The following is a 26184-nucleotide window of genomic DNA, read 5'->3' on the forward strand; positions in this document are numbered from 1 at the left end:
CCCTCCTTGCTCGATCCGGGTCCAAAGGCCCTTACTTGGCGTTCCGTTTCCATGGCGGATCTCCATATCGATGCAACATCTGATTTATCGAATAAATGATCCAGGGAATGACGGCTGTCAGCCCCGCACAGATCCATGTCTTCGCATTGGGAAGCCGATCCAGTAAGACGTCCCACATGAAAAAAACCTCCTTCAATCAATTCGTTTCCAACGTTGAGCCAACGATACGAACTTTGGTGCGCACATCTACCGAGATCTCACTGCGGGTAAACAACTGATCCCCCTGCTCCCAATCATCCTTAATGCTTTCCCAAACCCCGTGATGGTTGCGGGCCAGAAACTCTTTTAGTCCAAGAACATCCACCCCATATTCCTGTTGTACCTTTTGAAGGGTCCTTGAAGTCAATTGGATTAACTGTTTCGCAATTCGTTCTTCAATTTCTGCCAGTTGTCCAGGATCAAGCAGTTCGATTGGTTCCTGAGTTTCCCCAATATTCCCCTCCATATCGAGCTGGAGGTTGAACCGGATCCGCTCCGGATTGGATACATCCGCTTGAATGGTTCGTCGTAAGCCTTTGATTTCGTAGGCCATGAAATGACCGTTCAACCGAAACTCCAAAACCCCGTCCTGAGCGGTGCCCCGCAAAATATTCAGCCCAGACGTTTCATCGTCGTTCAGGAATCCCTTTAGCTTCTGAGAGCCGTCGAACAGCGCGGCTCCGGAAACAACAACTTCCTCGTTTCGTTTCCGCATTTTCGGCAGCACAAAACTGCTTTTGGACAAAATATACGCTTGAACATCTCCGATATTGGTCGGGGGATAAATTCGGGAGCTCTTGGTCGGATTTAGCGACGCGGACTCAAAATACATGACCGGCAGCTTCTCGTTTTTCGGATGCATATCCAGCAGGTTGCGCGCTTCCCCTTCGGTTACCATGATTTTTGTCGCACGTCGCATCTCATGATCGCGGAGGAACAGATCCAGCGTAGTGGCAAGCTCGCCGCTGGCGGCCAGGTCCTGGGAAATCAGGATTATGCGCAAATGCTGTAAATAAGGGCTTCGGCTTGTCATATAGGACATATTCCGAGCCGCCGCAAACATGGTACTCGCCGAGGAGGACAGATTAAAAAACGCGGCGTTTGTCGATCCATTTTTACCTCCGCCATCTTTGGACTGCAGTCCCGCCGGAATCACGAATTGGAATGTCAAGGTAAATTGGCCTTTTTCAGCTTCTTCCTCATGGGAAAGGTCAATTCCGGCCCCAACTACAAAACCTCTTTCCTCAATTTCAACCCGGTCCCAGCAACCGGTCGTAAATACGGCTAGGGACAGCACAATCAACCACCCACGGCAAGCCCTACGCACGTCCCTTCACCCCCCGCATGATCGCCAATAATAACAGAATGGCCGGAAAAACCATACCCAGCCCGATACCGGCATAACTGATCCATTCGCCGAACAGTTCAATTTCAATCAAATTTTGCGGCTGCATCACGATCAAAAATACGAATGGGGCAAGCCAAAACGCCAATGTCGTACGTTTTGCCTTCTTAAATACGGACTCCAGAGCCAACAAGGACACGTCAAAAGCCATCGCAGCCGTGTTGAATAAAGTGAGCACCCATACCGAAAAAAAGATCGATTCAAACCGCTCGAAGAAGCCGCCGGGAACCTCAACCTGTTTTGCCAGCTCCGCGGTAGGATAAAGAACGTTGCCCGTCACCTCAGGTCCAAAGACACCAATGGTGAAAAAAAATACGAGCAAGTAAACCACAAGGGGAATCAGCATGCCCAGCATCGAGGCCTTTGCGATTTTTTTAGGCTGATTAATTATCGTATTATAGAACAGTAATATCTCAAACCCGATAAAAGAAAACACCGATTCTTTGGAAGCCAGTACTAGATCCTGCCAGTCAGTGACGAAAAACGGCATGAGCTGGTCGAATTCAAAAAAACTGATGTTCATGAGAAACAATACGAACAACAACAAGATCACGATCGGCAAAAATAAGGTGTTCAAGCGAAACAACGTGACACTGGGTCCAGCCACGGCATAAATGAGTACCAACAAGAAAACCAGACAGATGACTTCCACCGGGGTCCGATCAAACAAGTAAAGCCGAGAAATGCTTGCTACGCCCCGCGTTTCATAGGCGACAAAAGTCATCATATAACCGGCGAACAGCACGGTAAACAGGTAGGCCAACGGTTTCCCGATCACCGCTCCGGCAATGTCGTGCAGGTTCCGTTTTGGAAATCGCGCCACTAATTTGGCCACGATCCAGGTAAACAGCATTGCACCTAAACCGCCGATGAAGATAGATATCCACCCGTCCACCGAACTCGTCGTTTCTACGATGGAACGGGGCAAGGTCAATACACCAAAACCAATGACCATATTCGCGACGGAGGCAAACACTTCATAGGTTCCTACTTCTCGATCCCCGTACTCAAAGGATTTCATGGCCCCCTCCTCCTATTCCCCATCCTGGAGTCGTCTTTGGTTTGCATAAATTGCGGACGTTTCGTCAGCATCGTATATGGAGCCCGAATCACCATATCCCGCCAATCGCGAGAGAAGCCGGGAGACAGCGGGGTTAGATAGGGTACCCCAAAGCTTTGCAGCCTGGACAGGTGGATGCAAATCATGATCAGCGTCAGAATGATGCCGTATAGGCCAAACATCGATGCTGTGATCATTGTAATAAACCGCAGGATTCGGAAGGCGATCCCCGCGCTGTAAGAAGGAATCGCGAAGGAGGAGACCGCCGTCACCGCCACCACGATGACCATAATCGGACTCACGATTCCCGCCTGTACGGCGGCCTCGCCGATAACCAGACCGCCTACAATCCCGATCGTTTGCCCGATAGGCTTTGGCAAGCGAACCCCGGCTTCGCGCAGCAGCTCCAATGTCAATTCCATTAAAAAAGCCTCAACGACAGCCGGGAAGGGGACCCCTTCCCGCGCTGCAGCGATCGAGAAAGCCAGCTTGGAAGGAATCATCCCCTGGTGAAAGGAAACCAGCGCGATATAAAGCGATGGGAACGTCAAGGAGATGAATACCGCAATATATCGCAGGATACGAATTAAAGATCCGATCAGCCAACGTTCATAATAGTCCTCCGGGGATTGCACCAAAGAAACAAACGTAGTTGGCATGATCAGCGCAAACGGGGTCCCGTCCAGCAAGATTACAACCTTGCCCTGCAGTATGGCGGACGCGACCTTATCCGGACGCTCCGTATGCAAAATCAGCGGGAAGGGAGACAAAAAGCTGTCCTGAATTAATTGTTCAATCGTTCCGCTCTCCGGGGCATCATCAATATCGATCGTCTCCACTCTCCGCTTGACTTCTTGAAGCAGATCCGGATGTACGATGTTCTCGATATAGGCGATCACCAGTTCTTTTTTGCCTCGGGCTCCAACCCGGTACGTGTCAAATCGCAGCTTGGGATCGCGAATCGCTCTTCGCAAGAGAATGAGGTTGGTTTCAATGCTTTCGTTAAAGCCTTCGCGCGGGCCGCGGACCAACGCTTCCGTCTGCGGCTCCTCCACGCTCCGTCCCGTCCATTTTTTGCTGCCAATCAACAGCACTTGGTCTAGTCCGTCAATGAACAGCGCGGCATCTCCCGACAACACAGAGACCAGAATGTCGTCGAGCGATCGGGTGGTTTTATATTTTTGAACGGACAAAAATTGCTTGTTTAATAGACCGTACAGCTCCTGCCCCGACATCTTCTCGGTATGTCCAATCGCAGAGAACGCCTGCTGCAGAGAGGACACGATCTGTTCGTTAATCATATTCAGATCCGACAAGCCTGCGATGCATACAATCGCACAGGAAGGGATGCCGTCTCCCCCACTGACAAATCGGGTAACCAAATCGTCCGGGGCATCCAGAATGCGGACGATATTCGCAACCGCCTCATGAACGCTGCCGGGAATATCTCCTGAAGAGCTGCTGGCTTCTCCTTGTTTAACCCCATCCTTGCGAAGCGGACTACGTTTGTTATGATTCCGGAACAGAAATCTTGGCATTATGACTCATCCCCAATTGTCTGATCATCGCTGATGTCGTTACCCTGTATAACCAAATTGCTCCGAAAATAATCTCCATTCCCTTTTCATAACCCCTTGCTCCGTGTTTGTGAAAAAGAATAAATTACCTGCGCATCGCGCATCTTAACTGGGAATCATCGGTTGAGGAAGGAGGAGGTTCCATGCCTTTCATCAGAAAGCTGCAACGCCGGAAGGCCTCCGGAGGGAGAACGGCAAGCAAGCCCCCGGAAAATCGCCAAGGCCGCACGGATTCACCGGGGTCTGCCCTTGGCGAGGACCTGTCGACGCGGCTGGATTGGCTAAAGCAGGAGCTCAAGGATAGTTCGGACCTGATCTACCGGGAATTTACGATCAGCTCGGGTCAGCGCTGTGCTTTGATTTACGTGCGCGGCATGATTGCGCAGGATACGGCACAGCAGTTTATCGTACGCAGCCTGCAACGAGAATCTGCGCAGCTGCAAGATAAAGATATTTATCAATTCCTGTTTGAAGACGAGGCGTTAAGCGTATCCCAAACCACGGTCATCAATGACTTAAATCAAGCGGTTGAGGCCGTTCTGAACGCTGGTGCGCTGCTGTTAATCGACGGGGATCAGCGGATGTTAACCTTCTCGATTTCGGCCTACCCAACGCGCGGTATCGACGAAGCTCCCAATGAATCCGTCATTCGAGGTTCGAGAGAAGCTTTTATTGAGGATTTGGAGAAAAACCTGACCATGCTTCGCCGCCGGCTCAAAACCAAGCATTTCAAGACGCCGGCGATCAACAAAGGCCGGGATACGCGATCCGCTATCGTGATAGCTTACCTCGAAGACGTTTGTAAGCCTGAGCTGTTGAAGGAAATGAAACGGCGACTTTCCTACATCGACATGGACGGCGTTCTCGGCTCGGCCTACGTGGAAGAAATCATCGAGGATAACCCTTACACGCCTTTTCCGCAAATTCAGTACACCGAACGTCCCGATGTCGTCAGCGCGGCGCTTCTGGAGGGGAGAATCGCCATTCTCGTGGATGGTTCACCGATTGCACTGGTCGCCCCGGTGACGCTGCCCATGCTGCTGCAATCGGCCGAAGATTACTACCAGCGTTATATCGCGGCGAATTGGATTCGCTGGATTCGTTATTTTTTCGTCATGGCTTCCTTAACGCTTCCCTCGATATATATCGCGGTAACCACGTTTCATCCGGAGATGATTCCGGCCCAGCTTCTAATTACGATCGCCGCTTCTCGCGAAATTGTTCCCTTCCCGGCATTATGGGAAGCTTTTGCGATGGAACTGGCCTTTGAAGCACTTCGCGAGGCTTCAATCCGGATTCCGAAATCTATCGGACAAGCTGTATCCATTATCGGCGCTTTAATCATTGGTACCGCTGCGGTTCAAGCCGGCATTGTCTCGGCGGCGATGGTGATAATCGTATCTTTAACGGGGATTGCTTCGTTCATCATTCCCCATTTCGATTTGGGACTCGCTTTCCGGCTGCTGCGTTTTCCGATTATGATCTTGGCTTCGATGTTTGGCTTGTATGGTCTCACCTGCGGGATGATCCTGATTTACATCCATTTGGTGAATTTGAGATCCTTTGGGGTCCCCTACTTGTCCCCAATCGCTCCGCTTGTTACTGAGGATTTGGGTGATACGTTCCTTCGTGCACCCTGGTGGAAAATGCATAAGCGCCCGGTGCAGCTCACGAACAACCAAGTCCGCCAAACCGTTGATCCGCGGGCTTGGATAAAGGAGAAAGGTGATCTGGAGTGACGAGAACCCATCGTGCTGTCGTAACGGCCATGCTGGTCTTCTTGCTCTTCATTGGTGTTGGCGGGTGCTGGTCCGCTCAGGAGCTTAACAATCGGGCGTTCGTAAACACCGTGCTGATCGACATGACGGAAGACGGGCAAACAGAATTGACCGTCGGAATTCCGCTGCCCAACCGGATGATACCGGGCGAGGCTGGCGGGACGGGACAACCTCAGGGTGATCCGTTTAGCTTCGTGACCCGACGTGCGGAGAACCTGAGTCAAGCGTTAAATTTGATCCAAGTTGATTTGCCTCGAAACCTTACTTTCGGTCAAACCCGGATCATTGTGATTGGCCGAAGACAGGCGGAACAAGGTTTGGACAAGGTCGTTGAATTTGTCTTTCGCCAGCCTTCCTTTCGGCTGAGCGCCAGTCTGTTCATCACGCCCGGCGATGTCAAGGAAATTACGAAGGCACCGATGGTGTTTGAACGCATTCTCAGTGACATCCTGCGTAAATACGTGAACAATCATTATACGCTGGACACCACGATCAAGGATTACAAGCTGGCTTTATACCAGGGCGGGGATATTCTGATCCCGCTGCTGAACTTTGGGGAACTCCCGGGAGTCGCGCAGGAGGATCCCAAGAAGAATCGTTGGATGGGTTCGGGAGGCGCCGCGATCTTCAGCGGCGGAAAAATGTCGAAGATCAAGCTTAACCCCTCCGAGCAACAAACAGCGCTTTGGATCAGCTCCCAGCTCAAAAATACGACGGTCACCATCGCCTCCCCTACCGATGACAAGGAAATGAGTTTTTTTATCGAAGGAATCAAGACGGGTATCGAACCGGTTGTACAGGGCGGTCAGGTTTCGTTTCGGATTCAAAGCAACGCCAAAGCTTTCGTGGAAACCTCGCTTTCACACATTGACTTGAAAGACCCCATGGTCCTTCAGCAACTGGAAGAGATTCTGAACAAGCAGGTGGAGGAGCAGTTCATCAGCGTCTTGAACAAGACTCGTCAAGCCCGTTCCGATGCTTTCCTCATGAGCCAGTACCTGGATTGGAGGTATCCGAAATTTTGGCACACGATGCAGGACCAATGGAAGAATTATTACGCCAAAGAGCTGCCGATTGAGGTCGACGTAGATATCAAGTTAAACCGTACAGGTGGTGTATATCGTTCAGTCGTTCATGAAACCAATAGATAGCGAGGGATAGGCGTGTTCTGGATTGGAATCCTGTTTGCGCTGATTATGCTGGCGGACTGGTTTATGCAGAAAAAGGAGGGGGTCCGGCTTAAAACCCGAATGATCGTTCTGATCATCTCCGGCTGTTTTTTAGTTATTTCAGAAGTCGTATTTAATATGAAGGAACAATGGAATCTCACCATTCTGTTCCAATACTTGCGCGAGACGATGCTCGGTAGATCGTTTTGATATGGGGCACTAGGAGGCAGTAAGCATGCTCAAGAACATTACATCAAATCAGATATTTTCACTTTACAGCTTGCAAATCTTCACCACGGTCATCGCCTTTTATACCGGGATGCTGATTGGCGGCAGCAAATATTCCACACCGGTTGCCATCTTGCTGGGCGGCTTGCTTGGCCTGTTGTTGACCTATCCGGCATACAAGGTCGGCTCTTCTCGTCCCGACGAGTTTTTAGTTCAATACGGGAGCAAATTGGTAGGCCGCCCGCTTCATCTCCTGTTCATGCTTTATTTGCTGCTGACCCATCTTTTTCTCGCGGCCCTTGATCTAAGAGAGCTCGCCGACTTCTTGCTATCGGAGTATTTGATCGGTACGCCAGGCTGGGCGGTCGTAGCCATCTTCGGAGCCTGCGTTGCCTACGCCGTACGCTGCGGCATCTCGACGATTTTCCGGACAGCAGAAGGCTTTTTTCTTATTTTTGCGGTTGCCTTCTTCTTTATTCCGTTTATCGGGTTTCAAGAGATGGAGCTCGATATGTTCAACGCCTTGCTCACTCACTTATCTTTTAGAGAGATGGGGCCCAGTATCTATGAAACAACCGCGATTTTTGGGGAGATGGCCTTCTTGTTCCTGCTCTTCCCTTATTTGAAAACACCTAAAAAGGTCTACCACTCCCTGTTCTGGGCAACCGGCACCTCGCTGCTGTTCATCATTCTGCATCTCATCCCGGTTCTGTTGACGTTTGGACCCAACCTGGGGGCCAACCTCATGTATCCGGACATGGAGCTGGTTCGTTTCATTCGCGTCGGCTCGTTTATCGAAACGATGGATCCGATCTTGATCATTTTGTGGTTGACCAGCATCTTTGTGAAAATCTCGTTTATCCTATTTACGGCTGTCATTTGTCTAGCTCAACTGACCGGCGTGAAGGATCATAAGCCCTTCACTTTGCCGGTGGTCGCTTTCGTTTCCATCTTCTCCTTGTCCATTGCCAGAACCCCGCCGGAAATCTTCAATTTACTAGCCTGGGAATGTGCGCCGCTGATGTACATTGCCGAATTTCTCATTCCGGCTATATATTGGCTGATGGGGGCCATTCGCAGCAAATCATCGGGGTCGAAAACCACAAAACCCGCCGAGCGAACCCCGGCGGGTTAAGGCTTATTTCGTCGACAACCAAGCGCGTTCCTGGCTCCAACGCAAGGCGACCGGTGTTTCGAAGAAGTCGGACAACCCCGTCTCGTTCAGCACTTCGTCCGTCTTCCCTTGCGAATACACCTCGCCTCGCCGCAACAACAAGGTACGGCTAAAGATCGGTAGGATTTCCTCGGTATGGTGCGTCACATACAGCATATGAGGTGTGTTTGGTTCGGCGGCGAGTTGCGCAATGCTCTCAAGCAGCCCTTCCCGGGAGATGAAATCCAGCCCGTTGGTCGCCTCGTCCAAGATGAGCAGCTTCGGTGACGCCATCAACGCCCGCGCGATCAACAGCTTTTGCTGTTCGCCCTGGGAGCAAGTCTGATAGGTTCTTCCCCGCAAATGGCTGCAGCGCAACTGATGCATCAAAGCGGCGGCCCGGTCATAATCCTCGGTATGGGGCTTCTCGTAGAGTCCGATAGATGCAAACTTGCCGCTGACGACAAGATCCTCGGCCTTCTGTTCCCCATGCAGCTTGGATTGCATCGATGAACTGACCCATCCGATCGTTTTGCGCAGCTCCCGCAAATCGACCTCGCCAAACCGGTTACCCAGCACGCTGATTTCGCCGGATGTCGGCCAGAGATAGCCGCTAATCATGTTCAGCAGCGTCGTTTTACCGGAGCCGTTTAAGCCGAGCATCGCCCAGTGCTCCCCTTCCCGAACCGTCCAATCTATACCGTTCAAAACCGCTTTTCCTTCCCGGTACCAAGTCACCTGGTTCATCTCAATGATGTTCATCACGTTTACCTCCGAAAAATAGTAGGTTTGCAGTACTCTCAAGCTACCCCCGTCAACGCGGTTTGTCAAGCTCCGGCGGTCGATGATAATTCGTGCCATTTCCCTTTGGATCCGCTAGAATACTAGTGAAAGGAGTTGAGGCATCATAAATAATCCAACATGGACTTGGGCTGATGTGGAAGCCCTTCAACAACTCGTAGAGCAGCATGACGGAATCGCCTTGAAGCTAAATTGGATTACCCTGCACTCCCGTAAGGAAGAGAGTGCCGCAGATTTGGTAGAGTTTCGCGAGGGGAAATTGGTGGCCTTCCTGGGATTGTATCCGTTTGGAAACACGCTGGAAGTTTGCGGCATGGTTCACCCGGCTTATCGCCGACAAGGCATTTTCACCTCGTTGCTGCAACGCGGGTTAAACTCGGCTACTGTGGTTTCGTATTCCACGATTCTTCTAAATGCTCCCGGCAATTCGGATACGGCAAAACCATTCCTTGCTGCCTATCCTTGCCGTTTCGACTTCAGTGAATATCAGATGAAATACGCCGAGGATCCGACTTCAGTTAGAGTAGAATCCTCGCCTAATGGGGTCCAGGTCACGCTTCGCCAAGCTGAGGGCATGGACCGACCGCTGCTCTCTCGCTTCGACCAGGAGGGGTTTGGCCTCACTGCGGAGGAAACAAAGCAGTTCTACGATCCGTTAACCGAGGAGGAGATCCGTCAGAACGAGCTGCTCGTTTACGAAGGCGAGGCTGTAGGTAAAATTCGCGTTTCCCGCCGCAATCAGGAGGCTTGGATCTACGGTTTCGTCGTATCGGCATCCCGTCGAGGCCAAGGCATCGGTGGGACGGTCCTGCGTCAGATTGTTGATCGTGAACGAGCCGGGGGTTTCGACGTCTGGCTGGAAGTCGCGCTAAACAACCCCAATGCCATGAAGCTCTACGAACAGGCGGGTTTTCGGGTATGTCGGTCCCAGGACTATTACGCTTTTTTGCGATAATCTTCGAATAAAAGACCGCAAGCTCCCCAATCTTAAAGGGTTCCTGCGGTCTTCCTTGATTTAGGCGTCCAAATGCCCGAACTGGGCCTGATGCAGTCGGCTGTAGTGACCTCCGGCAGTAATCAGCTCCTGATGGCGGCCCTGTTCCGTGATCCCATCCTCCGTTACCACGACGATCCGGTCGGCGTTTTTAATCGTGGCTAGCCGGTGGGCGATGACAAGTGTTGTCCGTCCGACGGACAGCTCAGCCAGCGATTGCTGGATCGCCAGCTCGGTTTCGGTATCCAAGGCAGATGTCGCTTCATCAAGGATGAGGATCGGTGGATTTTTCAGAAACATCCTTGCGATCGCCAGCCGTTGCTTTTGCCCGCCGGACAGCTTGACGCCGCGTTCTCCAATGACCGTCTCCAATCCTTCCGGCTGCATGCGAATGAAGTCCTCCAGCTGCGCGCGCCGCGCCGCCTCCCAAATCTCTGCTTCCGTAGCCTCTAGCCGGCCGTATGCGATGTTCTCCCGAATCGTCCCCGAGAAAAGATACACATCTTGCTGCACGATGCCAATATTACGCCGCAGGGACGACAGCGTCATGCTGCGGATGTCCCGCCCGTCAATGGTGATCCTTCCGGCATCTACGTCATAGAAACGCGGGAGCAAGCTGCACAAGGTCGTTTTGCCTGCACCCGACGGACCAACAAAGGCGACCGTTTCCCCGGCCCGTATCTTCAGACTAACCTCCTCCAGTACGCGGGATGCACCCTCATACCCGAAGGAGATTTGGTCGAAATGGATATCTCCCCTCAAGGCTCCAGCGTCAACCGCGTCCGACGCGTCGGCCACATCCGGCTCCGTATCGATAATCTCCAAATATCGTTTGAATCCGGCAATCCCCTTGGGATAGCTCTCGATAATCGCATTGATTTTCTCGATCGGCCGAATAAATACATTCGCCAGCAACAGAAAACCAACGAACTCCCCGTACGTCAATTCGCCGCGAATGACGAACCAGGTCCCACACACCATGACGAACAGCGAGACGAGGCGCATGAGCATGTAGTTGATCGACAAGCTCCCGGCCATAATTTTATAGGCCCACAGCTTTGTGGCGCGGTAGGCATTGTTGTTCTCCTCGAACAGCTTTTGTTCGTGCTGCTCGTTCGCAAAAGCCTGCACCACACGGATCCCGCCGATGTTCTCCTCCACCCGGGAATTGAAGTCCGCCAGCGCAGAAAACAGGCCGCGGTACGTTTTGGTCATTTTCCCGTTAAAATAGAGTGCCGTCCACACCAACACCGGCACGACCAGGAATGTCAGCACCGCCAGCTTCCAGTTGATCGCCAGCATCAGCAGGAACGAGCCGATCAAGGTCATTCCGGCGATAAAGATGTCCTCTGGGCCGTGATGCGCCACTTCGCCGATATTGTCGAGATCATTGGAAATCCGCGACATCAGGTGTCCGGTCTTATGGTTGTCATAGAAACGGAACGACAGCTTCTGCAGGTGATCGAACATCTTTTTGCGCATATTGGTTTCGATGTTGACCCCCAGCATATGGCCCCAGTAGGTCACGATATAATTTAGTGCCGTGTTGAGGAGATAGATGCCTAACAGCGCGGCGGAAGCCCAGATGATCAGCGCCCAGTCGCGTCCCGGCAGCAGCTTGTCCACGAACTGGTTGACGGCGATCGGGAAGCCCAGCTCCAGCAGACCCGCCACTACCGCACAGCCGAAATCAAGAATAAACAAATGTTTATAAGGTCGGTAATACGAAAAAAAACGACGTAACATGTTCAAAACTCTCTCCTATCTATCTTGCAGCTCCTAAGGCTTGGGGGTTTGCAGAAAAGACTACCACATTTTCGGAATGAATTGAAGAAGTTTTCACCGGGAAGGTGGCATGCCAATAGAAAAATAAGGTACAATAACTACCGAATCAATAGAACTTATGGACATGCCCGGAAGGGCAGGCCGCATGAGGCGGCGGAAGGAAGGATCAACGCATGTATGTAGCAAACGATTGGCAGGATTATGAAGTCATGGATACCGGAAACGGGGAAAAACTGGAGCGCTGGGGAGACGTTGTTTTGCGTCGTCCCGATCCGCAGATCATCTGGCCGATTGCCGATGAGGACCGCAAGTGGCGCGAAGTCCACGGTCATTACCACCGCAGCTCCTCCGGCGGCGGACAGTGGGAAATGAAGAAGCAACTGCCCGATCGCTGGACGATTTCCTACGACCGGCTGAAATTTTATATTCGTCCGACCAATTTTAAGCATACCGGATTGTTTCCGGAGCAAGCGGCGAACTGGCGCTGGATGATGGACAAAATCGCCGGTGCCGGTCGACCGATCCAGGTGCTGAACCTGTTCGCTTATACCGGCGGCGCCACCGTGGCCGCGGCTTCGGCCGGTGCTTCGGTCGTGCATGTCGACGCCGCCAAGGGGATGGTGCAATGGGCCAAGGAGAACTTGACACTCTCCGGGTTGGCTGACCGCCCCGTGCGTTTTATTACGGACGACGTGTTCAAGTTCGTGCAGCGCGAGCAACGGCGCGGCAATCGTTATGACGCGATCATCATGGACCCGCCGTCTTACGGACGTGGTCCGGGCGGCGAGATGTGGAAGCTGGAGACCAGCCTCTATCCGTTTGTGGAATCCTGTTTGTCGATTTTGTCGGACAAGCCGCTCTTTTTCCTGATCAACTCCTATACGACCGGTATTTCCCCGACCGTCCTAAACAACATGCTGTCGATGACGGTGAAGCAGCGGTACGGCGGACGGATCTCGGCCGGTGAACTGGGATTGCCGATCACCCGCTCGGGGCTTCATCTCCCTTGCGGCATTCTCGGACGCTGGGAGGAGTAAGCGATGGATTCCGAAGCCAAGCGGACCTCGGGACAGCCGGCGATGGCGATCCTTTACGAGGACAACCACCTGCTCGGCATCGAGAAGCCGGTGAACGTCCCGACTCAAGAGGATGCCAGCGGCGACCCCGATCTGTTAAATCTGCTGAAGTCGGATATCAAAGAGCGGTACGGCAAGCCCGGCAACGTGTATCTCGGGCTGGTCCACCGGCTGGACCGTCCCGTCGGCGGCGCGATGATATTTGCCAAGACGTCCAAAGCCGCCTCGCGATTGGCGGAGATGGTCCGCAGCCGCCGGTTCAGCAAAACCTATGTCGCCGTCGTGCACGGGACGCCGCCGCAGCAACAAGGCCGCTTAACCGATACGCTGCTCAAGGACGAACGCACCAATACCGTATCCGTTGTTCCCGCCGGGACGCCGGGCGGGAAAGAGGCTCGGCTTGAGTATCGAGTGCTCGGCAGCTCGGCATCGGAACAGCTTAGCCTCGTTCAGGTGGAGCTGCACACCGGCCGGCCGCACCAGATACGCGTGCAGCTGAGCCAACTCGGCTGTCCTCTGTACGGCGATCAGAAATACGGCGCTTCGTTAAATAAGCCGGGCCAGCAAATCGCGCTCTGGTCGCTGTATGTCGGATTTCCGCACCCGGTCACCAAGGAGCCGGTTGACCTGGTTTCCCTCCCGCCGCGCTCGTATCCCTGGGATCTGTGGGAGGACGGATTATTTAGTCGCCTCTCCGCCCTGCTGCAGGCCGGGGAGAACGGAATGGGCATGTAAAAGAAGCGGGACGCTGGAGCTGATCGATGATCAGTTCGCTAGCGTCCCGCCTTTTTTGTTGCACCCGTTCCTTATTTCGTTCCGGAAATTTTGCCCAGCAGAAATACCAGCAGTTGTTGATTATGGGTGGAGATGCGATCCAGGACGCCGTTTAAATAAGCGTTCCGGACAGCGATGCCCCGCTGGACTTCGGTTTGTCCTTTATCTGTAATCGACACCCATACATTGCGGCGGTCGTTCTCGTCCCGGTCGCGGCGGATCAACTCGCCCCGCTCCATCCGGTCCAGCAGCATCGTCACTGCGGCCGGCGTTGTGGAGAGAAACGGAATCAAATCGGACGGCTTCAGATTGCCCTGCTGCTCCAGCAGCTCCAGAACGGTCAATTGCGACGTCGTCAGCGTTGGAGCCAGCTCCTCCTCCATGTGGGCCTGATAATCCTTCACGATGAGATCAAGCAATCTGGCAAATTCAGCGGTATGCAATCTTATCCCTCCTTGCCTTACATCACCACTTGGATAATTCGCTGCTTCCTGGGCAAATTCCTGCTGGCTTTGCGCAAATATCCAGAGGCTCAAGGCCGATAGGGCAAGACTGCGGTCTCATTAACGTACGGGATACCGCCAGCCAAACGAATCTTTGTGTTCCCCGCGTTGGATCCCCGTCAAGGTGTCGTACAATTTGGCCGACAATTCTCCGGTTTCGCCTCCGGCAATCTCGATGTCGCGCCCTTCCCAGGTCATGCTGCCGATCGGGGAGATAACCGCTGCGGTACCGGTACCAAACGCTTCCTCGAGCCGGCCTTCCTGGTGTGCCTCGAAGAGCTCCGCTACCGAAATCCGCCGCTCGTTCACAGGTACGCCCCATTCGCGGAGTAAGCGAAGAACCGAATCGCGTGTCACGCCGGCCAGGATGCTGCCGTTTAGCTCCGGCGTCACCACTTCCCCGTCGATTTTAAAGAATACGTTCATGCTGCCCACTTCCTCGATATACTGTTTATCGATGCCATCAAGCCACAACACCTGCGAAAAGCCCAGCGATTTGACATCTTCCTGCGCCTTGATCCCTGCCGCATAGTTGCCGGAGGTTTTGGCTTCCCCGGTTCCGCCGCGCACCGCCCGGACGTACCGGTCCTCTACGTAGATGCGTACGGGATGAATCCCTTCCGGGTAATAAGCACCCACCGGCGACAAAATGACGATCAAGCGATACTCCTGCGCGGCCCGCACCCCAAGCCCCGCCTCGGTCGCGATGATGAACGGGCGAATGTACATGGAATTGCCTTCGCCTTCCGGCATCCACTCCTCTTCCAGCACAAGCAGTCGGCAGATGCCCTCCAGCACTTCCTGCGGATCAATCTGAGGAATGCCGATGCGGGAGCACGATTGGTTCAACCGGCGCAAATTCATGTCAGGCCGGAACAACACGAGTTCGCCCTGCGGTGTCCGGTACGCCTTCATCCCTTCAAACACCTCTTGCCCGTAATGAAACACCATCGCCGACGGGTCCAGTGAGATCGGACCGTACGGAACGATACGTGGATCGTGCCAGCCTTGATCAACCGTATAATCCATAAGCAGCATATGATCGGTAAAATATTTACCAAAGCCCAGCCGATCGGTAGACGGCTTCGTTTTCTTAGCGGCGGTTAACGTGATAGGCCATTTTTCCATGATTGATTTCCTCTTTTCCAAGTTATCGAATTACGAATCGTACGAATCGTTTGTTTCCCTGCTATTCACTATACCGATTCTTCGTCCATTGATCAATAACATCGTTTCGATTATAATCATTGACAATATCTATGAAAAAAAGGAGGGTTCCGGGATGGAGCATCGACTGCTGGAGTATTTCATCGCCGTTGGAGAGGACCTGCATTTCACCAAAGCCGCTGAAAGGCTGGGGATCACCCAGCCTACCCTCAGCCATCAAATTCGCTTGCTGGAGCAGGAGCTCGGGATTCCGCTGATCCACCGTGTCGGCAAAAAAAATCACCTGACCCAAGCCGGCTCCATCCTGCTGGAGCATGCTCGCCGGGTCGTGTATGAGGTGCAACAGGCGAAGTTGGAAATCGGCCAGCTCAGCGGCGTGCAGCGAGGCCAACTCCGCATCGGCTGCTCCGGCAACCACCTGCTGGAAAGCAAGCTGATCTCGTTCCATCGCCAGCACCCCGGCATCGAGCTGACGGTGCTCGAGTTAGCCACCGAGGAGACGCGAGCCGGGCTGCTGGCCAATCAGCTTGATCTTGGCGTTGTATTTCTGCCGCTTCAGGACGAGCAAATCATCAGCCGCCCCCTCTTTGACGAAGAGCTGGTGCTGGTCGTCTCCAGCCTGCACGCCTACGCAGAACTGCCCGAAGTACCGCTGGAACAATTAGCCCGCCTGCCGCTCGTCTTATTTCCGCCGAAGTTTTACGTGCGGCAGCTGCTCGATATGGCTTGCGCCGAGCTGGGGATCGAGATCCGACCGGTCATGGAGCTGTCCACGATGGAATCGCAGGTGCAGATGGTCCTTCATCATGTCGGAGGCACCGTGCTCCCCGGCTCCTATGCCCGCACGCTGGCCGGCCCCAACCGCCGCGGGGAAATTACCATTGTCCCGCTAGCGGAGCCCGTTCCGCGCAAAAACGTCGGATTGGTCTACCGCAGCAGTACGTTTATGGACCCTACGCTCCAGGCGTTTATCCACCATTTGACGGAATAAGCGGTAGAATGCTGATGCGCACTCTGGCGCCATTTTGACCGATGGATTGCCAATACTTTTCCGAAACCTCTACCAGCTTCGCGGTCGTTTCCACCAGCGTAAAGAATACCTGCATAGACAATGATTGCTGGGTGCTCCCAACCCGCATAAAAAAAAGTCCCGCCAAGTCGCTTACGCGTCTTTCGCGGGACTGCTTACTTATTCTGATTTGCCTTTGAGCAGAAGCTCGGTGATTTCGTCGTGCTTCTCGAGATGCATCAGCGCTTTCCCAATCGACTTCCGATCGGCTATCGGTGCTTCTTCCGTGCTGAATGTATGCATCTGGCCTTCCTTCGTGACCACCTGCAGCAGCACCGGCTCCTTGCAGTGAATACCTCCGATCAAGCGGCTGCCGTTGGGCTTCACGCGTTTGCCCTCCTTGAATTCGAACGTCTGCACCCCTTTGCCGCCCCGGCTTTGCAGCGGATAATCCAGCAAGAGGCTGCGCTTGCCGTAAGCCAAGTCCGACAAGACGAGAACCTCGCCTTCCTCCCCTTCGACCCAAAGCGCCGAGACAACCTCGTCATCATCCTTCAGGTTAATCCCGCGGACCCCCGCGGATACGCGGCCCATCGGGTTCACTTCGCTCTCCGCGAACCGGATGGCCATCCCCTGCTTCGTCAGCAGCAGGATCTCCTGATTGTTCCGGCTGACGGTGACGCTCAGCACTTCATCGCCGTCGCCAACCTTGCAGGCTGCGATCGCGCCGGAGCGCTTCGTCTCGTATTCCTTCAACTCCGTCCGCTTCACCTGACCGTTCTTCGTGACGAACACCAGGCTGAGTTCCGGATTCTCGTCGAAGCCTTTCACCGGAATAACGCTGATGATCCGGTCCTCTTTGGCAAGCGGAATCACGTTAACGATCGCCGTCCCGTTGTCCTTCCATTTGAACTCTGGAATCTGATGCACCGGCAAGAGGAAGTATTGGCCCCGCTGTGTAAAGATCAGCAGGTTCTGCAGCGTATCCAGCTCAAGCAGATGCTTGATGTAGTCGCCTTCCTTAACCCCGGAGCCGTCCCGCTCCCCGCCGGATCGCGTGAACGACAGCATACTGGTGCGCTTGATATACCCTTCGCGCGAGATTGTGACCAGCACATCCTCCTGGGCAACAAGCACTTCCAGGTTCACCTTCAGCTCCTCGACTTCGTCCTGAATATGAGAACGACGGTCGATCCCATATTTGTCGCGAATCTCGAGCAGCTCTTTCTTGATCAAAGCGATCAGCTTCTTATCGCTTTCCAAGATGCCGCGCAGTACGGTGATTTTCTTCTGGATGTCCTCCAGCTCTTTTTGCAGCGTCGTGATTTCCAGGTTCGTCAAACGATACAGCTGCAAGGTCAAAATCGCATCCGCCTGACGTTCGGTGAACCCAAACATCCATTGCAGATTGTTCTGCGCATCCTGGCGGTTCTTGGACGCTTTGATCGCCGCGATAACCTCATCCAGGATGTTAAGCGCCTTGACCAAGCCCTCCAAGACGTGAGCCCGATCTTCCAGCTTCTCCAGCTCGTATTGCGTCCGAAACGTAACCACCTCGCGCTGGTGGGCGATGTACGCTTCGAGCATCGCTTTGAGGCCGAGTTGACGCGGCGCTTTGTTGACGATCGCCACCATGTTGAAGTTGTAGGTGACCTGCAGGTCGGTTTTTTTCAGCAAATACGCCAAAATCCCCTGTGCGTCCGCATCCTTCTTCAGCTCGACAACGATACGTAGTCCGTTCCGGCCGCTTTCGTCGCGAACCTCGGCGATGCCGTCCACCTTCTTCTCCAGGCGGATATTCTCCATCGCCGTAACGAGGCGGGATTTCACCACCTGATAAGGAATTTCGGTGATGACGATCTGCTGCTTCCCGCCGCGAAGCGTTTCGATTTCCGTTTTGGAGCGCAGATAAATCCGGCCTCTGCCGGTCTGATAAGCTTCTTGAATGCCTTCTTCGCCCATGATGATGCCGCCCGTCGGAAAATCCGGCCCTTTGACGAACAAGCGAATTTCCTCCAGCGTCATTTCCGGCTTCTCCATCAAGGCGATACAGGCGTCGATCACCTCGCGCAGGTTATGCGGCGGAATTTCCGTCGCAAACCCGGCGGAGATCCCGCTGGCTCCGTTGACCAGCAGATTCGGAAAACGCGCCGGCAGCACCACCGGCTCCTTCGCCGTATTGTCGAAGTTGTCCTTGAACGGCACGGTGCGTTTCTCGATGTCGCGCAGCAGCTCCATGGCAATCGCCGACAAGCGCGCCTCGGTATACCGCATCGCCGCAGCCGGGTCATCGTCCTGCGAGCCCCAGTTGCCGTGGCCATCGATTAGCGTATGGCCCATTTTCCACGGTTGCGCCATCCGCACCATACCTTCGTAAATCGAAGAGTCCCCGTGCGGATGATAATTCCCCATGACGTCCCCGACAGTCTTGGCCGACTTGCGGTACGGCTTGTCCGGCGTATTGCCGGAATCGTACATCGCGTACAAAATCCGCCGCTGTACCGGCTTCAACCCGTCGCGAATATCGGGAATCGCCCGGTCTTGAATAATGTATTTGGAATACCGGCCAAAGCGGTCGCCTACAACCTCTTCGAGAAACGCCGGCAAAAAGTTTTCCAGCATGCTCACATCAATTCACCTTCTATTCCTCAAACTCCGTGAAATCCACGTTTTCCACGATCCAGCGCTTGCGCGGATCGACCTTGTCCCCCATCAGCGTAGACACGCGGCGCTCCGCTTTGGCGGCATCTTCGATCTGCACCTGCAGCATGGTCCGCGTTTCCGGATTCATCGTCGTTTCCCACAGCTGCTCGGGATTCATTTCCCCCAAACCTTTGTAGCGCTGCAGCTCGAAATTTTTGCCGAATTCCTTCAGGTAGTTCTGCAGTTGCTCGTCGCTCCAGGCATATCTCACCGTTTCCAGCTTGCCGGAACGGCGGGTGATTTTGTACAAAGGTGGCTGGGCGATGTAGACGCGTCCCGCATCGATCAGCGGCTTCATGTAACGGTAAAAGAACGTCAGCAGCAGCACCTGAATGTGCGCCCCGTCCGTATCGGCGTCGGTCATGATGATGATTTTGGAAAAATTGCTGTCCTCCACGGCGAATTCCGGACCAATGCCCGCGCCGATCGCCGAAATGATCGCTCGGTATTCGTCGTTTTTGAGGATATCGGCAAGCTTGGCCTTCTCCGGATTCATCGGCTTGCCCTTCAGGGGCAAAATCGCCTGAATCTTTGAATCGCGACCTTGTTTCGCCGAACCTCCGGCGGAATCGCCTTCCACGATAAACAGCTCCGTGCGCGAAAAATCCTTGGATTGCGCCGGCGTCAACTTGCCGCCCAGGTTCGAGCTTTCGCTCCGCTTCTTGCCCGTACGCATTTCATCGCGGGCTTTGCGGGCGGCCTCCCGCGCTTTAGAGGCTTGTACCGCCTTCTTGATCAGCGTTTGCGCGACCTGCGGGTTCTCTTCCAGGAACACCGCCATCTTCTCGCCAACAACCGATTCCACGGCGCTGCGCGCGGATGCGCTGCCGAGCTGGTCCTTCGTTTGACCCACGAACTCCACCTCGGACATTTTCACGCTGATAACGGCCATCATCCCCTCGCGCAAATCGTTGCCTTCGAGGTTCTTTTCCTTCTCCTTGAGTATGCCATTCTTCCGGGCATATTCGTTCATCACCCGGGTATATGCCGTTTTGAATCCGGTTTCATGCGTTCCCCCGCCCCGAGTGGGGATGGAGTTCACAAAGGATACCAATGTCTCGGTATAGCCGGCATTGTACTGCAGTGCAACCTCGACCTCGATATCTTCCCGCTCCGCATAGAAATGGACGACGTCATGCAGCACGTCCTTCCCGTCATTGAGGAACTGAACGAACTGACTGGCTCCGCCCTCGTAAAAAAACTCGTCGAAACGGTCGGAACGCTCGTCCTTCAAGGTCACCTTCAGGCCCGAATTCAGAAAAGCGATCTCCTGTAAACGTTCCGCGAGCGTATCATAGTTTAATCCGATGCCGCCGGTGAACACGCGAATATCCGGCTTAAACGTTACCTTCGTGCCGGTCTTATTCGTATTGCCGATAATCTCCAGCCCCGTGACCGGTTCGCCAACGTGCTCGATACCTTGATCGTCAACCCAATATTCGAAGCGCATCCGGTGGATTTTCCCCTCCCGGTATATGTGCACTTCCAGCCATTCGGACAAAGCGTTGGTAACCGAAGCCCCAACCCCATGTAGACCGCCGGATTTCTTGTAGCCCCCGCCGCCGAATTTACCGCCGGCGTGCAAAATCGTATAAACGACCTGCGGCGTCGGAACACCGGTTTTGTGCATGGCCGTTGGAATTCCCCGACCGTTATCGATCACGGTGACCGATCCGTCCTTATTCAGCGTGATGTCGATTTTGGAGCAGTACTTTGCCAGATGCTCGTCGACGGCATTATCGACGATCTCCCATACCAGATGATGAAGTCCCGACGAGCTCGTACTGCCAATATACATCCCTGGCCGTTTGCGTACCGCGACAAGCCCTTCGAGCACTTGAATGTCGTCCGCGTCGTATCCCGAAGACGCGCTTCCGGAACTTGTGCCGGGTACGTCCTCGAACAAATCGATTTGTTCGGCCATTCATGCTCCCCCTTTAAGTCTTATAGTATCTGTATGTAGTCGAACAGATGTTTTGGTGCCTTCGTCCATTTTAATTCAAAATATCTTGTTTCGTAAAGACAAGGAATGAAACGACTAATGAGGCAATGCCCCAAACTGTTAATACAAGCAGCGAAAATCCCAGCGTCATACCCTCGATCGGCGCCGGCGTCCCCGCCAAATAATTGGTTAAACCGAGGTTCACCATAAACAGGTATTTGGCACTCGTCCACGAGGAGGCCATATTGGTCAAAATGTTGCCCGCGATCAATGTCGCCATCATAATCACGATGCTTGCCGACGTGCTGCGCACGAGTACGGACACCATAAACGCCAGAGCAGCCACGATGATGCTAACGAACCAGATCAGCCCAGCCTGCATAAAGATGTACTGCCATTGCGGCACCGCGTGTACGCCTGAGAGGTCCACCTCGACTCCCCTTAGCTGAAATCCGGTAAAAACCGGCATATTCCATCCGCGGTAACCAAAAAACAACCCCGAAATAAGATAGCAGATCAAACAAGTCGACACAATGATTAACGACACGAACATCAGCAAAGTCACGAGCTTGCTCAACAGAATTTTCCATCGCCTTACCGGACGAGTCAGCAGCATTTTGACCGTTCCGCCCGTCCGCTCCGAAGATACGATATCCGAACCCACGCCCATAATTAACAACGGAATGAACAACGTGGCCGCGTTATCCAAGAACTCTCGGGTAAACGAAACGCCGCCCGGTTCCCTGGGGTTCACGTCATGCTCCAAATAATATTTCATCTGCTGAATATAAATTTGGCGGTATTTCTTCCATTCCTCCGGCACCCGGTCGCTGCCCAGCGAATTCTGGTTATCGGTGATCGCTTGCTGCACCTCCCGGCGCCAGTCCGTCCCGAATTTCTCCCGTTTATCCTCGGCCTGCCGCAGCTGCGCGTAGGCAAACATCGGGACCAGCACGAGCAGCACGAGCAAGATGACGTAAAAGCGTTTCTTTTTGATCATCTTGATCGTTTCATTTTTTACTAAAGGAAGAATGTTATTCAATGCTTTCACCTTCCGTCATCTCCAGGAACAGCTGCTCCAGCGTTGGATTGACCTTCTGCACGGCTTCAACCCGGACCCCCTCCTGCACCAGCCCCTGTACGAGGCCGGGGATCAATTCCGGCTGCATTTGGGTCACAATCGCCTGGCCCCGGATTCCCGCCATAATCGTATCGTCCAGCACGCTTCCGGCATCGTTTACCACGCTGACCCCAGCCGCTGACCGTAACAGCCGCTCTCCGGGTTCCCTAGGCTCCAGCTCCCATACCACATAACTCCGATTCGCCTGAATCAGCTCATCCACCTTGCCAACGGCCAGCACACGCCCACGTCCGATAATCGCTACCCGATCACACAGCAATTGAATTTCGCTAAGCAGGTGGCTGGATACGAACACGGCCATGCCTTCTTCCGCCAACCGGCGGATAAACCCGCGCATCTCTTTGATCCCCTTGGGATCCAGCCCGTTCGTTGGTTCGTCCAGAATCAGCAGCTTTGGCCGTCCTAACAACGCCTGGGCGATGCCCAGCCGCTGCCGCATGCCCAGCGAATAGGTTTTCACCTTGTCATCGATCCGGCCTGTCAGCCCAACCAATTGTGTTACTTCCTCGATCCGTCTCGCGTCGATGCCCGGAATCATGCGTGCGAAATGCTCGAGATTTTCCCGTCCGGTCAGATAGCCGTAAACTTCAGGATTCTCCACGATCGATCCGACGCAGCGCAGCGCCCGCTCCGGTTCCCGTAGCACGTCGTAACCGCAAATATGGACTTGGCCTTCGGTGGGTCGAATTAAATCCACGAGCATGCGGATCGTTGTCGTTTTACCGGCCCCGTTGGGACCAAGAAACCCAAAAATCTCCCCGGCATACACCTCGAAATTCACCTCGTGTACGATCCATTTCCGGCCGATCTTCTTCTTCAGCCCTTGAACCTTTAACACAGGATGGTGCTGCTCGTCATGAATTGGCTGCCGTGCCGCCATCACCGTCCACTCCTTCCTTCTACTCCACAACCGACCGGGCTCAGCGCGCGATGCCTTGAACCATCCGTTCAGCGATGGCCTGATAACCGTCACCATTCGGGTGAAAATGATCGCTCGACAAATACCGGGACGAGTTATTCGTAAACAAGTCATACGTCGGTACCACCAAGGTACCATCATAATCCCCGAGCGTTTTCATCGCCATCGCGTTCCAGCGCGCCACCGCATCGTTGCCGATGTCTCGCATCCCTTCCAGGTCGCTGAACGGATTATATAAACCAACGTAAACGAGCAAGGCTTGCACGTTGATTTTTTTGATTTGCGCAACCACTTGCCCAAATTTCGCCGAACTCTGATCGATCGCCGCATCGATTTCCGCTTGGGTTGGGACCTGTTCACCCGTGGTTAACGTTTCCGTACCGTTAAACAAGTCGTTGCCTCCAATGGATAACAGGATGATCCCCGCGTGCTGCAAAGCATACTTTACCCCGGGATCCTCCAGCATCGGCAACAGCTCTTCCGTGGTTAACCCGTTGATCCCCAGGTTATTGACCAGCTTGGAGGTAGCCCCTTCCTTATTTAATAAATCCACCGTCCGGCGGGCAAATCCGCTGCCCGTATCATCCCCGGTCCCTTTGGCCAGGGAATCCCCGATGGACGTCACATCCCAAACCCCGGCCTTCACAGCCTGTTCCATTCCTGACGGGGCCACCGCCTTTGCTCCGGCTTCAGCCGAGGGATGGGCAATATCGGACACCGCATAAACGAAGCCTGCCAGCAGAAGTAAGGTCGACACGGCGGATGCGATCCCTGCCGATCTCCAGATTCGGGACGTCCTGTTCATGCTACTTCCCCCTGTTCCGTCTGAGTCCCTTCATAGCGCTTACCTTGATAAACTCTCCAACTTATGTAAATAACATAAAACTTCTTGTGAAGAGATGCAAATTTTCACGAAAAAAGGACTAGCTTTTTGTAACTTACAGAGTTATAATAATCCATGTTCTCGACAAAAACTTCACATTACGGGTTATTAGCTTAGCTGGTAGAGCAGCCGACTCTTAATCGGCAGGTCGCAGGTTCGACCCCTGCATAACCCATTTATAGCATCCTCCACTGCAATGGCAGTTTGGGGGATGTTATTTTTTGTTCACTTCCGGCGAAAAAAAGCGCGGGAATCGAGGTTACCGCCTCGTTCTCGCGCTTCATTGCGCTTTCTTGCATGAGCCCGCCTAACGCTGCCGCCTTAATTGGCTCGAATGACTTTCACGTCGGCCGGAATCACCTTCACGCCTTCGTACAACATAAATCGCCCGTTCTGCCACTCGATGCGCAGCAGCTGGCCGTCGTCCGATTGGTATTGCCAAACATGCTGCTCCCCGCCTTGAAGGAACGGCGTCTTCCCAACCACGGAGACATAACCGCCATACTCTTCCTCGAGAAAATACATCGTTCCGTCCAGCTCCATTTGCGACGGTACCTCGGTCGGATCGTCTAAGCGTCCATCGATCGGCTGATACAGCTGATACTGCAGGAATTCGCGTTCCTCAACCAGCAGATAGCTGATGCGGCTGCCGTCTTGAAGCGTCAGGACCACCGCATTGCGTCCCCGGTTACCGACCCGGCCGGTCACCTCGTAGGAGACCAAGGACACCTCACAGATGTCACCAGGAGCCAGAGCCAGCATGCTCTTCTCTGCGATCGGCGGTTCCGATTTGGCGAACAGGTTGCCGATTCTTTTCCATACGCTCATGTTAGGTCTAGCCTCACTTTAAGGTCGATTCGCTTATTTTTTATCCTCGTATTGCTTCATCAGTTCAGCCAATTCCGCTTCCACGGCGGCGTCTTTGTTCAGGCTTGCGAACTCCTCATCCAGGGATTTCTCCTTGGAGTTCAGTTCATTGCTGGCTTCCGCTTGGGCTTCCATCTGCAGCATCTTTTCTTCCATGCGCTTCAGGCCGCTTGACGCGGAATCCGCGTTAAACCCGGACATCGTCTTGTTGATTTCATTCTGCGCTTTAGCGGCGTTGTAACGGGCCACCAGCGTTTCACGTTTGTTTTTCATCTCCGTTAGCTGTTTGCGCATTTCCTCCAGCTTCGCCCGAAGATTGTCGGCCGCGGCTTTGTTCTGATCGTAGCTGGCTTTGTATTCCGCCATCTTCGTTTCGGCTGCTTTCTTCTCCTCCAACGCGCGGCGAGCCAGATCAATGTTCTGCGCTTGGGCCGCTTGATGCGCCTGCTGCGTGCGGCGCTCGACCAAAGCCTCCTGCTCTTCGTATAGTCCTTTGAACTTCTTCTCGATCGCGATTTGGGCGGCTACCGCCTTCTCCGCGTCTTCGAGATCCTCTTGCATATCCCGGATATATTGGTCGGTCAATTTAATGGGATCTTCCGCTTTGTCGATCAAAGCGTTGATATTGGACATCGTCAAATCGCGTAGTCTTTTAAAAATGGACATTTGTTTTTCCTCCCGATTGAAATATCAGATTATGCTTATGTTTACGCGGTAGAGGTCGGGAGGTTTCAATAAAATATCACGAATTTCGGATAATAGAATAATTCTTTGTTACTCTGCCCGTATGGAACCTTCCTCTACACCCTAACGGACCGTAGTGACGTTATTTGAACATTTCCCGGCTATTTCCCGTTCTAACGGACCCAGAAGCCGCTATTCACCTCGAAATGGAGCAAGTGAAGCCAAACCCACCCAAATAAGGTCTCCTCGTTCCGTTAGAGTTCCCGCCCTTGCTCCAACAACCAAATAGCGTCTCTCAGGTCCGTTAAAACGTCTCTTTACGCGCCTCTATCCCGTTGAATCACTCTTACGTTGGCCCGTTCGCCTACTCAAACACACTTTCGCTTCCGCTGACTCCGCTAACAACAACAAAGAGCCCGGCTGTCTCGCCGGGCTCTTATCTACTTCCACCACATCTCCGATGTCCTATTGCTTGAAGAAAAAGAATAACGAACCTAAGGGAGTTTACGTCCGCATTGGGGAGCCGC

At 53.6% G+C, this 26184-nt stretch carries 23 protein-coding genes and 1 tRNA gene; 9 read left to right on the forward strand and 15 right to left on the reverse strand.

Features of this window, described 5'->3' with window-relative positions; translation table 11 throughout:
* Positions 1-31: 31 nt before the first annotated feature.
* Genes BN3277_RS25780 through BN3277_RS12565 form a run of 4 tightly spaced genes read right to left on the reverse strand, consistent with a single transcriptional unit; the run spans position 32 to position 4042 of the window.
* Positions 32-178: a hypothetical protein gene (locus tag BN3277_RS25780; protein WP_187380072.1), complete on the reverse strand. Its 147-nt coding sequence runs from the start codon at positions 176-178 to the stop codon at positions 32-34.
* Positions 179-196: 18 nt separating this feature from the next.
* Positions 197-1366, reverse strand: coding sequence for a Ger(x)C family spore germination protein (locus tag BN3277_RS12555; RefSeq protein WP_082691444.1), 1170 nt, complete (start codon positions 1364-1366; stop codon positions 197-199).
* On the reverse strand, positions 1359-2465 hold the full coding sequence (locus BN3277_RS12560) for a GerAB/ArcD/ProY family transporter (RefSeq protein WP_059043177.1): 1107 nt from the start codon (positions 2463-2465) through the stop codon (positions 1359-1361). The genes BN3277_RS12555 and BN3277_RS12560 overlap by 8 nt, the downstream gene beginning before the upstream one ends.
* Positions 2462-4042, reverse strand: coding sequence for a spore germination protein (locus BN3277_RS12565; protein ID WP_082691445.1), 1581 nt, complete (start codon positions 4040-4042; stop codon positions 2462-2464). Before BN3277_RS12565 ends, BN3277_RS12560 begins: the two co-directional genes overlap by 4 nt.
* 182 nt (positions 4043-4224) lie before the next feature.
* Between BN3277_RS12565 and BN3277_RS12570 the strand changes: the two genes are divergently transcribed.
* Genes BN3277_RS12570 through BN3277_RS12585 form a run of 4 tightly spaced genes read left to right on the forward strand, consistent with a single transcriptional unit; the run spans position 4225 to position 8391 of the window.
* Positions 4225-5820: a spore germination protein gene (locus BN3277_RS12570; RefSeq protein ID WP_059043179.1), complete on the forward strand. Its 1596-nt coding sequence runs from the start codon at positions 4225-4227 to the stop codon at positions 5818-5820.
* Positions 5817-7010 carry a Ger(x)C family spore germination protein gene (locus BN3277_RS12575; protein WP_059043181.1) on the forward strand — a complete coding sequence of 398 codons (1194 nt, stop codon included), beginning with the start codon at positions 5817-5819 and terminating at the stop codon, positions 7008-7010. Before BN3277_RS12570 ends, BN3277_RS12575 begins: the two co-directional genes overlap by 4 nt.
* A 12-nt stretch (positions 7011-7022) precedes the next feature.
* On the forward strand, positions 7023-7238 hold the full coding sequence (locus BN3277_RS12580) for a hypothetical protein (RefSeq protein ID WP_059043183.1): 216 nt from the start codon (positions 7023-7025) through the stop codon (positions 7236-7238).
* 25 nt (positions 7239-7263) lie between these two features.
* On the forward strand, positions 7264-8391 hold the full coding sequence (locus BN3277_RS12585) for a GerAB/ArcD/ProY family transporter (RefSeq protein WP_059043185.1): 1128 nt from the start codon (positions 7264-7266) through the stop codon (positions 8389-8391).
* Between the two features lie 3 nt (positions 8392-8394).
* Here the strand turns inward: BN3277_RS12585 and BN3277_RS12590 are convergent, their stop codons facing one another.
* Positions 8395-9171: an ABC transporter ATP-binding protein gene (locus BN3277_RS12590; protein ID WP_059043186.1), complete on the reverse strand. Its 777-nt coding sequence runs from the start codon at positions 9169-9171 to the stop codon at positions 8395-8397.
* A gap of 175 nt (positions 9172-9346) precedes the next feature.
* On the opposite strand from BN3277_RS12590, the gene BN3277_RS12595 reads away from it, so the two are divergent.
* A complete protein-coding gene (locus BN3277_RS12595) occupies positions 9347-10165 on the forward strand; it encodes a GNAT family N-acetyltransferase (protein ID WP_059043189.1) in 819 nt (272 codons plus the stop codon).
* 60 nt (positions 10166-10225) lie between these two features.
* On the opposite strand, the gene BN3277_RS12600 is transcribed toward BN3277_RS12595, so the two are convergent.
* Positions 10226-11950 (reverse strand): ABC transporter ATP-binding protein, encoded by a 1725-nt coding sequence (locus BN3277_RS12600; RefSeq protein WP_059043191.1) that lies wholly within the window; start codon positions 11948-11950, stop codon positions 10226-10228.
* Positions 11951-12162: 212 nt separating this feature from the next.
* On the opposite strand from BN3277_RS12600, the gene BN3277_RS12605 reads away from it, so the two are divergent.
* Both BN3277_RS12605 and BN3277_RS12610 read left to right on the forward strand, forming a co-directional pair.
* Complete coding sequence (locus tag BN3277_RS12605; RefSeq protein ID WP_059043192.1) at positions 12163-13026, forward strand: class I SAM-dependent methyltransferase; 864 nt, start codon at positions 12163-12165, stop codon at positions 13024-13026.
* Between the two features lie 3 nt (positions 13027-13029).
* Entirely contained in the window at positions 13030-13800 is a 771-nt protein-coding gene (locus BN3277_RS12610; RefSeq protein ID WP_059043194.1) for an RluA family pseudouridine synthase, read from the forward strand.
* 71 nt (positions 13801-13871) lie between these two features.
* Here the strand turns inward: BN3277_RS12610 and BN3277_RS12615 are convergent, their stop codons facing one another.
* Together BN3277_RS12615 and BN3277_RS12620 are read right to left on the reverse strand one after the other, a co-directional pair.
* Positions 13872-14282: a MarR family winged helix-turn-helix transcriptional regulator gene (locus BN3277_RS12615; protein ID WP_059043196.1), complete on the reverse strand. Its 411-nt coding sequence runs from the start codon at positions 14280-14282 to the stop codon at positions 13872-13874.
* A gap of 120 nt (positions 14283-14402) precedes the next feature.
* Complete coding sequence (locus tag BN3277_RS12620) at positions 14403-15470, reverse strand: branched-chain amino acid aminotransferase (RefSeq protein ID WP_059043198.1); 1068 nt, start codon at positions 15468-15470, stop codon at positions 14403-14405.
* 154 nt (positions 15471-15624) lie between these two features.
* Between BN3277_RS12620 and BN3277_RS12625 the strand changes: the two genes are divergently transcribed.
* Positions 15625-16500 (forward strand): LysR family transcriptional regulator, encoded by an 876-nt coding sequence (locus tag BN3277_RS12625; RefSeq protein ID WP_059043200.1) that lies wholly within the window; start codon positions 15625-15627, stop codon positions 16498-16500.
* A 198-nt stretch (positions 16501-16698) separates the two neighbouring features.
* Here the strand turns inward: BN3277_RS12625 and gyrA are convergent, their stop codons facing one another.
* The 5 genes from gyrA to BN3277_RS12650 form a co-directional block, all read right to left on the reverse strand.
* Positions 16699-19146, reverse strand: coding sequence for a DNA gyrase subunit A (gene gyrA / locus BN3277_RS12630; protein ID WP_059043202.1), 2448 nt, complete (start codon positions 19144-19146; stop codon positions 16699-16701).
* Positions 19147-19159: 13 nt separating this feature from the next.
* The gene (gene parE / locus BN3277_RS12635; protein WP_059043204.1) at positions 19160-21145 is read right to left on the reverse strand and encodes a DNA topoisomerase IV subunit B; all 1986 of its coding nucleotides are present in this window, start codon (positions 21143-21145) and stop codon (positions 19160-19162) included.
* Between the two features lie 70 nt (positions 21146-21215).
* Complete coding sequence (locus tag BN3277_RS12640; RefSeq protein WP_059044755.1) at positions 21216-22205, reverse strand: ABC transporter permease; 990 nt, start codon at positions 22203-22205, stop codon at positions 21216-21218.
* Positions 22198-23184, reverse strand: coding sequence for an ABC transporter ATP-binding protein (locus BN3277_RS12645; protein ID WP_187380073.1), 987 nt, complete (start codon positions 23182-23184; stop codon positions 22198-22200). The genes BN3277_RS12640 and BN3277_RS12645 overlap by 8 nt, the downstream gene beginning before the upstream one ends.
* 40 nt (positions 23185-23224) lie before the next feature.
* Positions 23225-24028: a GDSL-type esterase/lipase family protein gene (locus BN3277_RS12650; protein WP_059043206.1), complete on the reverse strand. Its 804-nt coding sequence runs from the start codon at positions 24026-24028 to the stop codon at positions 23225-23227.
* Positions 24029-24208: 180 nt separating this feature from the next.
* Here BN3277_RS12650 and BN3277_RS12655 point away from each other — a divergent pair.
* Positions 24209-24281: transfer RNA gene (locus BN3277_RS12655), tRNA-Lys, on the forward strand.
* A 146-nt stretch (positions 24282-24427) separates the two neighbouring features.
* On the opposite strand, the gene BN3277_RS12660 is transcribed toward BN3277_RS12655, so the two are convergent.
* Positions 24428-24934 (reverse strand): DUF4178 domain-containing protein, encoded by a 507-nt coding sequence (locus BN3277_RS12660; RefSeq protein ID WP_059043208.1) that lies wholly within the window; start codon positions 24932-24934, stop codon positions 24428-24430.
* A gap of 33 nt (positions 24935-24967) precedes the next feature.
* The gene (locus BN3277_RS12665) at positions 24968-25639 is read right to left on the reverse strand and encodes a PspA/IM30 family protein (protein WP_059043210.1); all 672 of its coding nucleotides are present in this window, start codon (positions 25637-25639) and stop codon (positions 24968-24970) included.
* Between the last annotated feature and the right edge of the window lie 545 nt (positions 25640-26184).

This window comes from Paenibacillus rubinfantis (genome assembly GCF_001486505.1).
Classification (GTDB): Bacteria; Bacillota; Bacilli; order Paenibacillales; family Paenibacillaceae; genus Fontibacillus; species Fontibacillus rubinfantis.

What these genes read in the sequence shown, in the direction of transcription:
- BN3277_RS25780 (WP_187380072.1), bottom strand. Translation starts at nt 178, where the DNA reads ATGTGGGACGTCTTACTGGATCGGCTTCCCAATGCGAAGACATGGATC.
- BN3277_RS12560 (WP_059043177.1), bottom strand. Translation starts at nt 2,465, where the DNA reads ATGAAATCCTTTGAGTACGGGGATCGAGAAGTAGGAACCTATGAAGTG.
- BN3277_RS12565 (WP_082691445.1), bottom strand. Translation starts at nt 4,042, where the DNA reads ATGCCAAGATTTCTGTTCCGGAATCATAACAAACGTAGTCCGCTTCGC.
- BN3277_RS12570 (WP_059043179.1), top strand. Translation starts at nt 4,225, where the DNA reads ATGCCTTTCATCAGAAAGCTGCAACGCCGGAAGGCCTCCGGAGGGAGA.
- BN3277_RS12585 (WP_059043185.1), top strand. Translation starts at nt 7,264, where the DNA reads ATGCTCAAGAACATTACATCAAATCAGATATTTTCACTTTACAGCTTG.
- BN3277_RS12590 (WP_059043186.1), bottom strand. Translation starts at nt 9,171, where the DNA reads ATGAACATCATTGAGATGAACCAGGTGACTTGGTACCGGGAAGGAAAA.
- BN3277_RS12600 (WP_059043191.1), bottom strand. Translation starts at nt 11,950, where the DNA reads ATGTTACGTCGTTTTTTTTCGTATTACCGACCTTATAAACATTTGTTT.
- BN3277_RS12605 (WP_059043192.1), top strand. Translation starts at nt 12,163, where the DNA reads ATGTATGTAGCAAACGATTGGCAGGATTATGAAGTCATGGATACCGGA.
- BN3277_RS12610 (WP_059043194.1), top strand. Translation starts at nt 13,030, where the DNA reads ATGGATTCCGAAGCCAAGCGGACCTCGGGACAGCCGGCGATGGCGATC.
- BN3277_RS12620 (WP_059043198.1), bottom strand. Translation starts at nt 15,470, where the DNA reads ATGGAAAAATGGCCTATCACGTTAACCGCCGCTAAGAAAACGAAGCCG.
- BN3277_RS12625 (WP_059043200.1), top strand. Translation starts at nt 15,625, where the DNA reads ATGGAGCATCGACTGCTGGAGTATTTCATCGCCGTTGGAGAGGACCTG.
- parE (WP_059043204.1), bottom strand. Translation starts at nt 21,145, where the DNA reads ATGGCCGAACAAATCGATTTGTTCGAGGACGTACCCGGCACAAGTTCC.
- BN3277_RS12645 (WP_187380073.1), bottom strand. Translation starts at nt 23,184, where the DNA reads ATGGCGGCACGGCAGCCAATTCATGACGAGCAGCACCATCCTGTGTTA.
- BN3277_RS12650 (WP_059043206.1), bottom strand. Translation starts at nt 24,028, where the DNA reads ATGAACAGGACGTCCCGAATCTGGAGATCGGCAGGGATCGCATCCGCC.
- BN3277_RS12660 (WP_059043208.1), bottom strand. Translation starts at nt 24,934, where the DNA reads ATGAGCGTATGGAAAAGAATCGGCAACCTGTTCGCCAAATCGGAACCG.
- BN3277_RS12665 (WP_059043210.1), bottom strand. Translation starts at nt 25,639, where the DNA reads ATGTCCATTTTTAAAAGACTACGCGATTTGACGATGTCCAATATCAAC.